This window comes from Marinobacter sp. F3R08 (assembly GCF_018860425.1).
Taxonomy (GTDB): domain Bacteria; phylum Pseudomonadota; class Gammaproteobacteria; order Pseudomonadales; family Oleiphilaceae; genus Marinobacter.
Genome location: NZ_JAHKPI010000014.1, coordinates 974,690 through 988,099, shown reverse-complemented (window position 1 = coordinate 988,099; position 13,410 = coordinate 974,690). Strand labels below are relative to the sequence as shown.

Annotated in this window: 11 protein-coding genes and 1 pseudogene; 8 read left to right on the top strand and 4 right to left on the bottom strand. The window is 58.7% G+C overall.

What is annotated here, in order from left to right:
* Positions 1-2 precede the first annotated feature (2 nt).
* Together urtB and urtA are read right to left on the bottom strand one after the other, a co-directional pair.
* Positions 3-1,601, bottom strand: coding sequence for an urea ABC transporter permease subunit UrtB (gene urtB / locus KO499_RS07565; protein WP_215983084.1), 1,599 nt, complete (start codon positions 1,599-1,601; stop codon positions 3-5).
* Positions 1,602-1,695: 94 nt separating this feature from the next.
* Positions 1,696-3,003, bottom strand: coding sequence for an urea ABC transporter substrate-binding protein (urtA, locus tag KO499_RS07560; RefSeq protein WP_215983083.1), 1,308 nt, complete (start codon positions 3,001-3,003; stop codon positions 1,696-1,698).
* 348 nt (positions 3,004-3,351) lie between these two features.
* On the opposite strand from urtA, the gene atzF reads away from it, so the two are divergent.
* From atzF to KO499_RS07525, 7 genes and pseudogenes are all read left to right on the top strand, one after another.
* Positions 3,352-5,175: an allophanate hydrolase gene (gene atzF / locus KO499_RS07555; protein WP_215983082.1), complete on the top strand. Its 1,824-nt coding sequence runs from the start codon at positions 3,352-3,354 to the stop codon at positions 5,173-5,175.
* A gap of 46 nt (positions 5,176-5,221) precedes the next feature.
* A complete protein-coding gene (locus tag KO499_RS07550; protein ID WP_215983081.1) occupies positions 5,222-5,929 on the top strand; it encodes a GntR family transcriptional regulator in 708 nt (235 codons plus the stop codon).
* 423 nt (positions 5,930-6,352) lie between these two features.
* Positions 6,353-6,622, top strand: a complete 270-nt coding sequence (locus KO499_RS07545) for a ComEA family DNA-binding protein (RefSeq protein WP_215983080.1) — start codon at positions 6,353-6,355, stop codon at positions 6,620-6,622.
* Positions 6,623-6,764: 142 nt separating this feature from the next.
* Entirely contained in the window at positions 6,765-7,544 is a 780-nt protein-coding gene (locus tag KO499_RS07540) for a (Fe-S)-binding protein (protein WP_215983079.1), read from the top strand.
* A complete protein-coding gene (locus KO499_RS07535; protein WP_215983078.1) occupies positions 7,541-8,980 on the top strand; it encodes a LutB/LldF family L-lactate oxidation iron-sulfur protein in 1,440 nt (479 codons plus the stop codon). The genes KO499_RS07540 and KO499_RS07535 overlap by 4 nt, the downstream gene beginning before the upstream one ends.
* The gene (locus KO499_RS07530) at positions 8,977-9,630 is read left to right on the top strand and encodes a LutC/YkgG family protein (RefSeq protein ID WP_215983077.1); all 654 of its coding nucleotides are present in this window, start codon (positions 8,977-8,979) and stop codon (positions 9,628-9,630) included. The genes KO499_RS07535 and KO499_RS07530 overlap by 4 nt, the downstream gene beginning before the upstream one ends.
* Positions 9,627-10,581: pseudogene (locus KO499_RS07525) on the top strand (DMT family transporter). The gene KO499_RS07530 and the pseudogene KO499_RS07525 overlap by 4 nt, the downstream one beginning before the upstream one ends.
* A 6-nt stretch (positions 10,582-10,587) precedes the next feature.
* Here the strand turns inward: KO499_RS07525 and gloA are convergent.
* Entirely contained in the window at positions 10,588-11,136 is a 549-nt protein-coding gene (gene gloA / locus KO499_RS07520) for a lactoylglutathione lyase (protein ID WP_215983076.1), read from the bottom strand.
* Positions 11,137-11,253: 117 nt separating this feature from the next.
* Positions 11,254-12,390 (bottom strand): alkane 1-monooxygenase, encoded by a 1,137-nt coding sequence (locus KO499_RS07515; RefSeq protein WP_215983075.1) that lies wholly within the window; start codon positions 12,388-12,390, stop codon positions 11,254-11,256.
* A 256-nt stretch (positions 12,391-12,646) separates the two neighbouring features.
* Between KO499_RS07515 and KO499_RS07510 the strand changes: the two genes are divergently transcribed.
* Complete coding sequence (locus KO499_RS07510; RefSeq protein ID WP_215983074.1) at positions 12,647-13,306, top strand: GntR family transcriptional regulator; 660 nt, start codon at positions 12,647-12,649, stop codon at positions 13,304-13,306.
* Positions 13,307-13,410: the final 104 nt, after the last annotated feature.

The following is a 13,410-nucleotide window of genomic DNA, read 5'->3' as shown; positions in this document are numbered from 1 at the left end:
ATTTAACCCTCCGCAGCCCGGCCTTTCTGGGGGAAGAGCCCCTTCGGCCGTTTCTGGATAAACAGAATGATGAACACCAGCACGATGATCTTGGCGAGAACAGCACCGGCCCAGGGTTCAAGCAGCTGGTTGATGGTACCCAGAGAAAGCCCGGCAATGAGGGTGCCCCAGAGGTTACCAACGCCGCCGAACACCACCACCATGAACGAGTCGATGATGTAGTTCTGGCCGAGGTTGGGCCCCACGTTGGTGAGCTGGGACAGCGCCACCCCGGCCAGGCCGGCGACACCGGAGCCCAGGGCGAATGTCATGATGTCTACCCGGGTGGCCCGGATACCCATGGAGCGGGCCATGGCCCGGTTCTGGGTAACGGCACGCACTTCCAGGCCCAGACGGGTCTTGCGCATGATCAGCATCAGCCCGGCGAAGACGATCAACGCAAACGCCAGTACATAGAGGCGGTTAAGTGTCAGCGACAGCGCGTCGTTGATCACCAGGGAGCCGCTCATCCACTCCGGGGTGATCACGGTACGGTTCTGCGGGGAGATCACCGTACGCACAAGCTGCTGCAGGATCAGGCTGATACCGAACGTGGCCAGCAGGGTCTCCAGCGGACGACCCTTGAGGTACTGGATCACGCTGCGCTCGATGATAATGCCGGCGGTGGCAGCCACCAGGAAGCCGGCGGGAATCGACAGAATCAGTGCCAGGCCTGGCTGGCCCGGGAAGAGCTGCTGCATGCCCCAGGTGGTGTAGGCACCCAGCATGATCAGTTCGCCGTGGGCCATGTTGATCACGCCCATCACGCCAAAGGTAATGGCCAGGCCGATGGCCGCCAGTACCAGAACCGAGCCGAGAGACAGCCCGAAATACAGGGTCTCTGCGGCGCGGTTCAGTGTCAGTTTCTGTTCGATGCTGTCCAGGGCTTTGGCGGCACTGGCAGCCAGTGCCGGGTCGTCGCTCCGGGCGGCTTCGTTCAGGGCCGCGCGGGCACGGGGGTGCAGGCTGCCGGCCAGCACGTCCACGGCCTCCAGGTTGCCCTCGCCTACCCGGTAAATGGCCAGCGCCTCTTCAATACGGTTACGTACCGCAGCGTTTTCTTCCTGTTCCAGTCGCGCTTCCAGTGGTTGCACCAGTGAAGCGTCTACTTTGCCCATCATGTCCTGTGCGGAAGCTTCGCGCAGGTCGGGGTCTTTGGCATTCAGGTCCAGCATGGCAAGGATGCCTTCAAGCTGCCCCCGGATGCGGTTGTTGATGGCGACCCGGTCCAGCTTGCGGCGGGACATTTCGCCCATGTTCTCTGCGGTCAGCGGGTTGGCGATTTCCCAATCCCGCCCCCGGTTGCTCAATACCAGCACCACCTGGCCTGTATCTTTCACCCGGCTCAGACGGTTGTTTCCGTAGGCTTCGAGCCAGCCCCTGGCTCTTTCATCACCACTGCTGACAATGGCATTAACCGCCTCTTCCACCTTGTTGGCGGGTGCTTCGGCAAGGTTGATCAGCAAGTCTCGGCCAGGGTCGCTCTCTTGTGCGGTTGCCGGAAGCGACCCCGCGCAAATGAGGGCAATAAGCAGCAGTGTGAGCGATCGGAAGATGCTCATGAGTGTGTCCTGTCTGTTAAAAGCGTGTTGCTATGCAACAGCCGGAGGCAGCGTAACCACCCCCGGCTGTCCATGGTGCTATACCGTCTTGGCCTTACTTGGTTTCAGCGGCCATTTCGCCCGCAGACGCACCACAGCTTCCGGTTGCGGTGTTAAAGGTTCCGCAGAACATCGGTTTACGCCAGTCGGCAATCATGTCCCGTGAACCCGGCAGATAATCAGACCAGGCATCGCCCGCCACCAGTGCCGGAGTTTCCCAGACAACGGAGAACTGGCCGTTGTCCTGGATTTCACCAATCAATACCGGCTTGGTGATGTGGTGGTTGGGCATCATGGCAGCGTAGCCACCGGTGAGGTTGGGCACAGTCACACCGATAATGGCGTCTTTCACTGCGTCTACATCCGTGGTGCCGGCCTTCTTGACGGCTTCGATGTACATGTTGAAGCCAATGTAATGAGCTTCCATCGGGTCGTTGGTAACGGCTTCTTCGTTGCCGGTGTGCTCGATCCACTGGTCAATGAAGTCGTAGTTGGCGTCGCTGTCCACGCTCATGAAGTAGTTCCAGGCGGCCAGGTGACCCACCAGCGGGCCGGTGTCGATACCGGAGAGTTCCTGCTCACCCACGGAGAAGGCGACAACCGGGATGTCGGAGGCAGCAATGCCCTGGTTACCCAGCTCACGGTAAAACGGCACGTTGGCGTCACCGTTGATGGTGGATACAACCGCCGTCTTCTTGCCGGCAGAGCCGAAGCGCTTGATGTCAGAGACGATATTCTGCCAGTCGGAGTGACCGAAAGGCGTGTAGTTGATCATGATGTCTTCCTTGGCCACACCCATGTCCATCAGGTAGGTCTCAAGGATCTTGTTGGTGGTGCGCGGATAAACGTAATCGGTACCCGCCAGCACCCAGCGCTCCACGCCGATTTCGTTCATCAGGTAGTTAACCGCAGGAATGGCCTGCTGGTTGGGCGCAGCGCCGGTGTAGAAGACGTTTTCGGAGGATTCCTCACCCTCATATTGTACCGGGTAAAACAGAAGGCCATTCAGCTCTTCCACCACCGGCAGTACGGACTTACGGGAAACCGAGGTCCAGTTACCGAAGATAACGTCCACTTCTTCCTGGGCCAGCAGTTCGCGGGCTTTTTCAGCAAACAGCGGCCAGTTGGAGGCCGGGTCTACCACAACGGCTTCCAGTTGACGGCCAAGTACACCACCCTTGGCGTTCTGTTGCTCGATCAGCATTTCAACGGTGTCTTTCAGAACGGTTTCACTGATCGCCATGGTGCCCGAGAGCGAATGCAGGATACCCACTTTGATCGGATCTTCCGCTGCCACGGAATTAAAGGAGATGGAAAGCGCCAGTGCAGAGAGGCCCAGTTTCACGTGTTTTTTCAAGCTCATTATCGTCATCCTTTTCGTTTTTTAGTTAGGTTGTACAGTTCGCCTTCAAACCCACCAACTCTCTGCATTAGCTGTTCCACAAGTTACACATTTTCCTAAAAAACAGTCAGTTAACTAGTATACAAGCCCAATTTCGAGCCTCTGCACGGCCCAGCGCCCTCAAAATGGGCAACTGTCCGGCCCCATATTGGGGCGCACGCACCTTTCGAGGGCGGCGCGGAGCCGGCGCAGGCTTCACGAATACTTATAACCTTATGTTTTTAATGAACTATCAAGAAAATCCTGCAAATGGCACAGGCATTGCCAACCAACATGTATACAAGTTGCTAACTGACATGAGGATGATCAATGCCTTCAACTCTCGGATGGACTATCAAAGACTGGCAGAACACCTATCAACAAGGTGCAAGCCCCGAATCACTGCTGGGCGAGTTACTGGCCAGTCTGGATGCGACAGACGCTGCCTGGATTTCACTGCTCGACAAGCCCGGGCTGGACACGGCACTCGCCGAGCTGGCGCAAACGCTCCAGAAAGCCGGTGGCGACAAGAGCAAGCTGCCGCTTTATGGCATCCCGTTTGCCGCAAAAGACAACATCGATGCCGCCGGATTTGAAACAACGGCCGCCTGCCCGGCCTTTGCCTACACCCCGGAAAACGACGCCAATACCGTTGCCAGGCTCAAGGCCGCCGGTGCAATTGTTATCGGCAAGACCAACCTGGACCAGTTTGCTACCGGGCTGGTGGGTACCCGCTCGCCTTATGGCGCGGTGCCGAACAGCTTCAAGCCGGAGATCATCAGTGGTGGTTCCAGTTCCGGCTCCAGTTCCGTTGTTGCCAGGGGGCTGGTGCCCTTTGCCCTGGGCACAGACACCGCCGGTTCCGGGCGGATCCCCGCCGGGCTGAATAACCTTGTGGGGCTGAAACCAACCAAAGGACTGTTCAGCATTCGTGGCGTGGTTCCGGCTTGCCGGTCGCTGGACTGTGTTTCCATTTTTGCGCTTACCGTGAATGACGCCGGGCAGGTCTCCGATGTCATGGCCGGGTTTGACGCCGAGGACGCATTCTCCCGCCAGGCCCCCTACGCCTTGCCCCTGGACGGACCGGCCCTCCGCCGGCCCGGCCCGATCAAACGCCTGGCCATTCCGGAGCAACCACAATGGTTTGGTGACCAACAGGCCGAAGCCGCCTGGGATAGTGCCATCAGTCTCTGGCAACAGCAGGGCGTGGAACTGGTCGCTCTGGATTTCAGCCCCATGCTGGAGCTGGCCGCACTGCTTTACGAAGGCCCCTGGGTTGCCGAACGCCACGCCGCCGTGGAGGATTTCATGGTCAGCCATAACGAGGACATGAACCCGGTGGTGAAGGGCATCATCAGCAAGGCTGGCAACTTCAGCGCCACCGATACGTTCAAGGCCCAATACCGCAAGGAGGAGCTGCTGCGTCAGATCGACAAACTGCTCGCCGATGTTGATGCCCTGCTGGTGCCCACCGCGCCGACGGCGCCTACCATTGAAGCGGTGAACGCGGATCCGGTTACCCTGAACAGCCAGCTGGGCACCTACACCAATTTCGTCAACCTGGCCGATATGAGTGCACTCGCTATCCCCGCCGGTTTCCGGGACGATGGTCTGCCGTTCGGCGTTACGCTGATCAGCGGAGCCTGGAAGGACGCCGAACTTCAGCGTCTGGCCTGCCAGTGGCTGAACTCGCATCCAACGCCCCTGGGCGCCACCAGCAAAGACCGTCCCGGGGAAGCACCCGCGACCACCACTTCCACGCCCACCATCCAGGTGGCTGTTGTCGGCGCCCATCTCAGTGGCATGCCGCTGAATACTCAGCTCAGCGAACGCTACTCGGTGCTGCTTGAGCAAACCACAACCTCTGCCAACTACCGGCTCTTCGCCCTGCCCAACACCACGCCGCCGAAACCCGGTCTGAAACGGGTATCCTCTGGCGAAGGCCAGGAAATCATTGTCGAAGTCTGGGAAATGCCCGCCTCGGCCTTTGGCTCCTTTGTGGACCTTATCCCGGCACCGCTGGGCATCGGCAGTGTCGAACTGGCCGATGGCCGGTGGGTTAATGGCTTTATCTGCGAGGGCTACGGTCTTGATGGAGCCGAGGATGTAACCGCGTTCGGCGGCTGGCGTGCTTATATTGCCTCCAAAAGCTGAACAGAGCGGATAAATCTGGCGCTGGCAGAGAGGATCAACGAAGCCAATGGCAACACCAAACCAGAGAAGAAAGGCGTCCGTCGCAGAGCGGGTCTACGAGGCTCTGAAGGAGGACATCTTCGAGTTTCGCCTGATCCCTGGCGACAAGTTCAGCGAGGGGGATGTCGGAACCCGGTTGAATGCCAGTCGAACACCGGTTCGGGAGGCGCTCTATCGTTTGCAGCGCGAGGGACATGTCGAGGTGCTGTTCCGCAGCGGCTGGAAGGTGAAGCCGTTGGATTTCCAACAGATGGAGGAGCTCTATGAGCTCCGGATCACGCTCGAGCGGGAAGCCGTGCACAAGATCTGCGGCCTGACAGAAGAGCCTGAGACACTGCGGGCACTGGCCCTGCTCTGGAACCCGGACCAGCCATCCGGCCGGGCGTCGGGGAGTGCGGTACGGGCGCTGGACGAAAGCTTTCATTGTGAGCTGATGATCGCAGCCGGCAACCGGGAGATGGTCCGCGTCCATCGCGAGATCACCGATCGACTTCGTATTGTCCGGCGCCTGGACTTCACCCGGGATAATCGGGTGGAAGCCACCTACGAAGAACATGCGGCGATTCTGGAAGCACTGCACCAGGGTCTGGCCCATGACGCCGCAGAGCGGCTGACCCGACATATTCGCACAAGCCAGAAAGCGGTTCGCGAAATCACCATGGAACGCATTAAGGAAGCGGCGCAGGCCCATCGAAGCGATTCACAAAGTGCCTGACGGGGCCAGGATCACTGAGCGTTCACTCAATTTTCGACCTCCGCAATGCTTACGGTGCTGTAAGACATATCGTACAAAGCCCGAAGCGATTCTCCGATAGGGAGGCGTGGGATCCCCGATAGAATAGAAAACGTCAGGGATGACAAGCCAGCACGGAACGTTGGCGCAAGGATGAGAACTCCACGGATCAGGAGTTGCCCTAAGGATCAGGGCTTACAGGGATGACGCACTCACCATGAGTCGCACGCCTGAAGGAACAGGCAGGGGTCAGCCACGGAATCGTGGGATCACAGGGACGTGATCCCATCCGTGCACTCTTTCTGTCTTACTGCCATTTCTGTGTCTCTTCTTACATTTCGCTTCTGCTGTCTGCTGCCCTGGCTTAATCCCACTAACGCAAACAAGCCTCAGGAGCTCAGTGCCATGAAACGCACACCGTTTTTCGCAACCCTCGTTCTGCTGTTCAGTCTGGTGACCGGATACGCCTACGCTGAAGAAGCCGCCATCAACATCAACACCGCCGACGTGGCCACTCTCGCCAGTCTGAATGGCGTCGGCCAGAGCAAAGCCGAAGCCATTGTGGCCTACCGGGAAGCCAATGGTCCTTTTGCTGCAACCGCAGATCTGGCAAACGTTAAAGGCATTGGCGAGCGCACCATCGAGAAGAATGCCCAGCGTTTAACCGTCAAGTAACACCCAGGGCGGTGGCGCAATGCTGCTGCCCTTGTTCTTTTTGCAGCCCCCTCTTCTGTGTGTCCTGAAAGTCGTCTGGCAACACAGCCTTCTCCCCCCTATTATTGCTGGATAACAACTCAAAACAGACGAGTGTCGGCACATGGTTGATCCGATCAAGGTTTACCCCGCAAAACCCGCAAAAGTCTATTTCTATGGCACCTGTCTGGTAGACATGTTCTATCCCGATGCCGGCATTGCCGGTGTCGAACTGCTGGAACGGGAGGGCATTGAGGTGCTGTTCCCGCAAAATCAGACCTGTTGCGGCCAGCCGGCCTACACCTCCGGCTACCATGACGAAGCCCGCTCTGTAGCCAGGGCGCAGCTGGATCTGTTTCCCGGCGACTGGCCCATTGTGGTGCCTTCCGGATCCTGCGGCGGGATGATGCGCAAGCATTACCCGGACCTGTTCAGGGACACTCCCGAGGCAGCCAAAGCGTCCGACGTGGCAGGCCGCGTCTGGGAGCTGACAGACTTCCTGCTCAACGTTTGCCATATCAAACTCGAAGACCTGGGCGAACCCACCACGGTGGCCATGCACACCTCCTGCTCGGCGCGGCGCGAAATGGGCGTGGCCGAGGTGGGCCCGAAACTGCTGGGCCAGTTGAAGAACGTGAACCTGGTAGAACAGGTGCGACCGGAGGAGTGTTGCGGGTTCGGCGGCACCTTTGCCGTACGTCACCCGGAAATTTCCGGGGCCATGGTGAGCGAGAAGGTGGATGCCTTGGTGGATACCGGCACCAGGCAATTTGTGACCACCGATTGCGGCTGCCTGATGAACATTGCCGGTTACGCCGAGAAGAACCAGAAACCGGTTGAAGGCCAGCACATTCTCAGTTTCCTCTGGGCACGAACCCGGAACAAAGGGGGGCAACCGTCATGAGCGAGACAGCCGGGCACACCGACCATCACATAGACGTAAAACAGTTTCACCCGCGCGCTCAGGCGGCCATTCACAACCCCAAGATCCGGAAGAACTTCCGCAGCGCCATGGACGGGCTGATGTCCAAGCGCAAGGCTGCGTTCGAGGGCTGGGATCTGGAAACCCTGCGGGAACTGGGCGCCAATGTGCGCCTGCGGGCTCTGGCCAACCTGCCCGATCTGCTGGAGCAGCTGGAGAAAAAGCTCACCGAGAACGGCATCAAGGTGCACTGGGCCGTGGACGGCGATGAGGCCTGCCGGATCGTGCGTGACATCTGCAAGGCCCGGGATGCCAGAACAGTGATCAAGGGCAAGTCCATGGTTTCCGAGGAAATGGAACTGAACCATTACCTCCAGGAGCAGGGCATCGAAGCCCTGGAATCGGATCTGGGCGAGTACATTGTTCAGTTGGCCGGGGAGACACCCTCGCACATCATCATGCCGGCTATTCACAAGAACACCGGAGAGATCTCGGAACTGATGCACGAGAAAACCGGCACCGATCTCTCCCACGATGTCGAGTACCTTACCGCCAGCGCCCGCCAGCAGTTGCGGGAGAAGTTCATGAGCGCCGATGTGGGGGTTTCCGGAGTTAACTTTGCCGTGGCGGAAACCGGCACCCTCTGTCTGGTGGAAAACGAAGGCAACGGCCGGATGACGACCACCGTACCGCCCTGCCACATCGCAGTGACCGGCATTGAGAAAGTGGTGCCGACCATGGAAGACGTGTCTGCCCTGCTTGCCCTGCTGACCCGGTCTGCTACCGGCCAGCACATCACTACCTACTTCAACATGATCTCCGGCCCGCGCAAGGCCGATGAGCTGGACGGCCCGGAAGAGGTCCATCTGGTGCTCGTGGATAACGGCCGCTCATCCATCTACCAGGACGACGAGCTGCTCGACACTTTGCGCTGCATCCGCTGCGGTGCCTGCATGAACCACTGCCCGGTGTACACGCGGGTTGGCGGCCATGCCTATGGCACCACCTACCCGGGTCCGATCGGCAAGATTCTGATGCCGCATCTGATTGGCCTGGATGAAGGCCGGCATTTGCCCAGCGCCTCCAGCCTGTGCGGGGCCTGCGGTGAAGTCTGCCCGGTGAAAATCCCCATTCCTGATCTGCTGGTGCGTCTGCGCCAGGAATCGGTGGATGGCGACAAGCTGCACCCTGCCCGTGTCAACGGCCATGGCGCCAAACGCAGCCCCATGGAGGCCATGGTCTGGAAAGGCTGGGCCTGGATGCATGCCAGCCCGGGCCTTTACCGCTTTGGTACAGGCGCCGCTACGAAGCTCAGAGCCCTGCAACCTTCAAGCGCCGGCGCCTGGACCAACTACCGTACGGCGCCAAAACTGGCCGCAAAAACCCTGCACCAGCGTATGAAGGAGCGCAGCCAATGAGTTCCCGCGACACCATTCTTCAGCGTCTGCGCGACCGGGCCGGCGGCGAACTGACGGTACCGGAATGTGACTTCTCCGTTCTCGAACGGGATGACTGGTCCACCGCAGAGCGTATCGAACGGTTCGAGAAAATGATCGAATCGGTGCATGGCGAAGTGCACCACTGCACCGGGGACAGCTGGATCGAACGGTTAGCGGAACTGCTGGCCAGCCGTGGCGCACGGAACCTGCTGATACCCAGGGCTCACGAGATTGGTCAGTCTCTTCGCAACGCCGGGCGCAACGATCTGCCGGAACTGCTGATCTACGATGAGCCCATAGAGAGCTGGCGGCCTCATCTGTTCAACGAGGTGGATGCCAGTATTACCTCCACCCGCGGTGGCATTGCCGAAACCGGCTCGCTGATCCTGTGGCCGACGGACGATGAACCCCGGCTGATGAGTCTGGTGCCGCCGGTGCATATTGCCCTGCTCAAGGCATCGGAGCTTTACACAACCTTCCATGAAGCCATGAAGGCCCAGGAATGGTCCGCTGGCATGCCGACCAATGCCCTGTTAGTCTCGGGCCCTTCCAAAACCGCCGACATCGAGCAAACCCTTGCTTACGGTGTTCACGGTCCCAAAGAGCTGATTGTGTTGATTATTGAATGATTCAAGGCGCCCTGTTGATCGCCCTGGCCGCCCTGCTTTGGGCGACCACGGGGATTGTTGCGAAATTTCTGTTTACCGGTACCGACCTTCAGGCCATCACGCTGGCGTTCCTCAGACTGGCGGTCGCCCTGCCGTTTTTCTGGCTGCTGATGCGGCGGGAACAGGTCCGCCTTGAACGTGCAAACCCGGGCGCCCGGGTACCAGGAAGCTCACTGAAAAGCCTCTCGCCAAAGGCCTTGATTCCCCTGGCGGCGCTGGGCCTTTTCCAGGCTTTCTACCAGGGCAGCTACCTTCTCGCGGTGGACCTCACTGGTGCCGGCATTGCCACTTTGATTGCGCTCTGTCTGCCCCCGGTACTGGTGGCCATTCTCGCCGCCCCCCCTACTCGGAGAGAAGCCCGGCCTGCTCACGGTTCTGTCACTGATTGCCGCCATTGGCGGCACGGCCATGCTGGTGCTCAGCGATATGGACACCAGTGGCACCCTGCGCCTTGCCGGGATTCTTGTCGCCTTACTCGCCGCCTGCGTGTACACCGGCTTTACCCTCACCAGTCGCTACAGCTCCGCCGGCACACCGGTGTTTACTACGGCGTTTATCTGTTTCTTTACCGCGGCATTGATGTTGTTGCCGGTGGTGGCCCTGAGTGGTGGATTCGAGGGGCTGGCAAGCCTGGAATTCAGACACTGGCTGATGGTGGTTTATGTCGGCGTGGTGCCAACCTGCATCGGCTACGTGTGTTTCTTCACCGGCATGAAAACCACACCGGCAACACTTTCCAGCATCATCGTGACACTGGAACCGTTGTTTGTGGCACTACTGGCCTGGGTGTTTCTGGAAGAGATTCTGGGGCCGATCGGTATTGCGGGCGCCTTGATACTGACTGCAGCAGTCATTGTAGCTTCCCGCTTTGGCAGCAGGCCCGCAGCCGGCCAGGAGGCCGGCGCGGAGTAAGGAAGATCAGTCGTCCTTACGCTGTTTTTCGAGCATGTCTGGCTGCAGGATCTCAATCCAGTAGCCATCCGGGTCTTTGATAAAGGCCAGACCTTTCATTTTGCCGTCGTCCGGCTTCTTCACAAATTCGACACCAAGTTTTTCAAAACGGTCGCAGGCGGCGTACACGTCGGGTACGGCAATACCGATGTGGCCGAAGCCCTGGGGCTGCTCGTTGCCATTGTGGTAGCCAAAGTCGTTGTCGTCTTCGGTACCCCAGTTATGGGTCAACTCAAGCATGGCTTCGCGACCGAAGGTGAATGTCGTTCTGTGTGCATCGTCCTGTGGTACAAGACCAGCCTGGCGGTCGTCCAGGTAAGCCAGGAAATACAACGTGAACTTCATTTCCGGAAAGTCGAGCTTGCGAACCAGACGCATGCCCATCACTCGGGTGTAGAAGTCCATTGAGCGCCCGGGTTCCTTGATGCGCATCATGGTCTGGTTGAATACGTAACCTTCGGTTTCGGGAACCGGTTCTTCGTGGAGGCCGGGAGCCTGTTCGAAATGCTTGGGCATCAGATTTTCCCTTTTTCGCGAGACTTAAACGCTATACCTGCGTGCGTTTCAGGGAATTTCAAGGGTGGAAAACAAGGTCGGGACAGGCAGAAAGCCCAATCTGCCTGTCCTTGAACGCTAAACCAGCTGTTGTTCCTCGCCTCTGTAGTAGGCCTCGACTCTCGGGTTCATGACCTTTCGCCAGAGCGGTGGAAACAGGGCCAGAACAACCATTGCAGCGTAGCCGGCGGGAAGTTGCGGGGCGAAATCGTGATGGCGGAGGATCTGATACCGGCGCTTGCCCCAGGCGTGATGGTCGCTGTGGCGTTGCAACTGGAACAGGAAAACGTTGGTCAGGAAGTAATTGCTGTTCCAGCTGTGTTTCGGCGTGGTGCGCTCGTAGCGACCGTTTTCGAGCTTGCGGCGGTGCAGGCCGTAATGTTCAAGGTAGTTAACGATCTCCAGCAGGTTGAGCGCGATGAAGCTCTGACCCAGGAAAAATGCGGTACCAAGCCAGCCAAAAGCAATGGTGAAGGCCGCCAGCACCAGGGCACTGATGCTGTACCACCAGATCAGTTCGTTGCGCCAGCTCAGGGCTTTGAGGCCTTTGCGTTGCAGCCGTTCGGTCTCCAGTTTCCAGGCATTGAGAAAGTTGCGCACGTAAGCCTGAGGCAGAAAGTTATACAGGGATTGGTTGTAACGCGATGACGACGCATCTTCCGGAGTAGAGACGTTCACATGATGGCCGCGCAGATGCTCGACCTTGAAGCCTGCGTAGCAAACCAGCGACAGCAAAAAACCACCCGCCCGGGTTTCGAACCTGCCGTCTTTGTGGATAAGTTCATGGGCAACGTTGATCCCCAGGCCGCCCACGATTCCGATGGAAACAATCCAGCCAGCACTTCCTGCCGGACTAAAGGTACCGGAAGCCATCTCCAGCATGCCCCAGACCAACAGGGTCGCGAAGCCGGGCACCCAGGCCAGGGTCATTATCCTGTAAAAACACTCGCCGCCCATCCGGGGCACGTCAGCTTCTTCGTCCGGATTCATGGAGTCCTTACCAAGCAGCAGATCCAGTACCGGAACAATCCCGAAGACAACAACCGGTACGCCCCAGGAAAACAGATTCACGAGACCGGTCGCGTGGCCCGCCGCCAGCAACAGGGGAGGAAGAACGAGCGGAACCATGGCGATCATGTAGCTGTATTTTTTCAGGGTCAGCAATAGCCGCCGGCGGGCTGCCTCGCGGTTTACCGATAAGCGCGTCGTGCTCATTGGGCTTTCTCCATATCGGATGGTGTTGGTGAAACTCTGATCAACTGCCTCCCATAAATTATTGTCCTACAATATAGCAGTCGTCAACCGTACACTCGATCAATTCCTGATCGCCCTGGGTATGCCTGCAAAGTCGTGGCTCTGTCGCTGTCGGACTCAACGGCTGTGATAGACTCATGCGCACACGTTTCAGCGCCGGCCCGGGTCTGCCACCCGGGCATCGGGTCGGTGTTTACATCCTGTTCAGAGAGCCTCTATGGATTTTCAGGTGCCCAATACCCTGGCCGAGCAGATTGCCAATTTCCTGGCAGACCGGATCATGACAGGGCAGATTCGCCCTGGTGAGCGCCTTCAGGAAGCCACCCTGGCCGGTGAACTGAAGGTCAGCCGCGCTTCGGTAAAGGAAGCCCTGTATAACCTGGAGCGCTGGCATCTGGTGGAGATCACACCTCGCAAAGGTGCCTCTGCTACCCGGCTGGATGCGGCTCATGCGTCTGAGCTATACGATGTGTACATGCACTTGCTGATGATGCTGGCTGCCCGCCTTTGCGAGCGCTGGCAGGAGAGTGACAGATCGACGATGCTACAAGCGGTGAGCACGGCGACCGAGCAGATGAAAGATTCGTCCGGAAATGTCGCGGCAGTGGTGGAAGCAAGTTTCAGCGTGATGGAGATCTGCTGCGAGATTGTGGGCAATCCGTATCTCACAGAAGCTCTGTTGAACTTCAAGCCCGCCGTGAGCCGGGCCTATTACCTGAGTGCCGACCGGTATCGCCGGGGCGTGGCCCGGACCAGTGAGTTTTTTGCCAATGTGCCACAGGCCGTGCTGGCGCGTGATACCGAAAAAGCGCAGACGTTGATTCAGGAGTTTGCGGAGCATCAGAAGTGCCTTATCCAGCAGGCTCTGAGTCCCTGAGCCTGAGTGCCTGCCAACCTGCGCCTTATCCTCTCCGATGCCATCTTCCTGTGACAGGGCTCACAGACGTTTTCCCTCCGGCAGCCTATCGTTACAGTCTGTAA

What these genes read in the sequence shown, in the direction of transcription:
- KO499_RS07530 (WP_215983077.1), top strand. Translation starts at nt 8,977, where the DNA reads ATGAGTTCCCGCGACACCATTCTTCAGCGTCTGCGCGACCGGGCCGGC.
- gloA (WP_215983076.1), bottom strand. Translation starts at nt 11,136, where the DNA reads ATGCCCAAGCATTTCGAACAGGCTCCCGGCCTCCACGAAGAACCGGTT.
- KO499_RS07510 (WP_215983074.1), top strand. Translation starts at nt 12,647, where the DNA reads ATGGATTTTCAGGTGCCCAATACCCTGGCCGAGCAGATTGCCAATTTC.
- KO499_RS07540 (WP_215983079.1), top strand. Translation starts at nt 6,765, where the DNA reads ATGGTTGATCCGATCAAGGTTTACCCCGCAAAACCCGCAAAAGTCTAT.
- urtB (WP_215983084.1), bottom strand. Translation starts at nt 1,601, where the DNA reads ATGAGCATCTTCCGATCGCTCACACTGCTGCTTATTGCCCTCATTTGC.
- KO499_RS07550 (WP_215983081.1), top strand. Translation starts at nt 5,222, where the DNA reads ATGGCAACACCAAACCAGAGAAGAAAGGCGTCCGTCGCAGAGCGGGTC.
- KO499_RS07545 (WP_215983080.1), top strand. Translation starts at nt 6,353, where the DNA reads ATGAAACGCACACCGTTTTTCGCAACCCTCGTTCTGCTGTTCAGTCTG.
- KO499_RS07535 (WP_215983078.1), top strand. Translation starts at nt 7,541, where the DNA reads ATGAGCGAGACAGCCGGGCACACCGACCATCACATAGACGTAAAACAG.
- KO499_RS07515 (WP_215983075.1), bottom strand. Translation starts at nt 12,390, where the DNA reads ATGAGCACGACGCGCTTATCGGTAAACCGCGAGGCAGCCCGCCGGCGG.
- urtA (WP_215983083.1), bottom strand. Translation starts at nt 3,003, where the DNA reads ATGAGCTTGAAAAAACACGTGAAACTGGGCCTCTCTGCACTGGCGCTT.
- atzF (WP_215983082.1), top strand. Translation starts at nt 3,352, where the DNA reads ATGCCTTCAACTCTCGGATGGACTATCAAAGACTGGCAGAACACCTAT.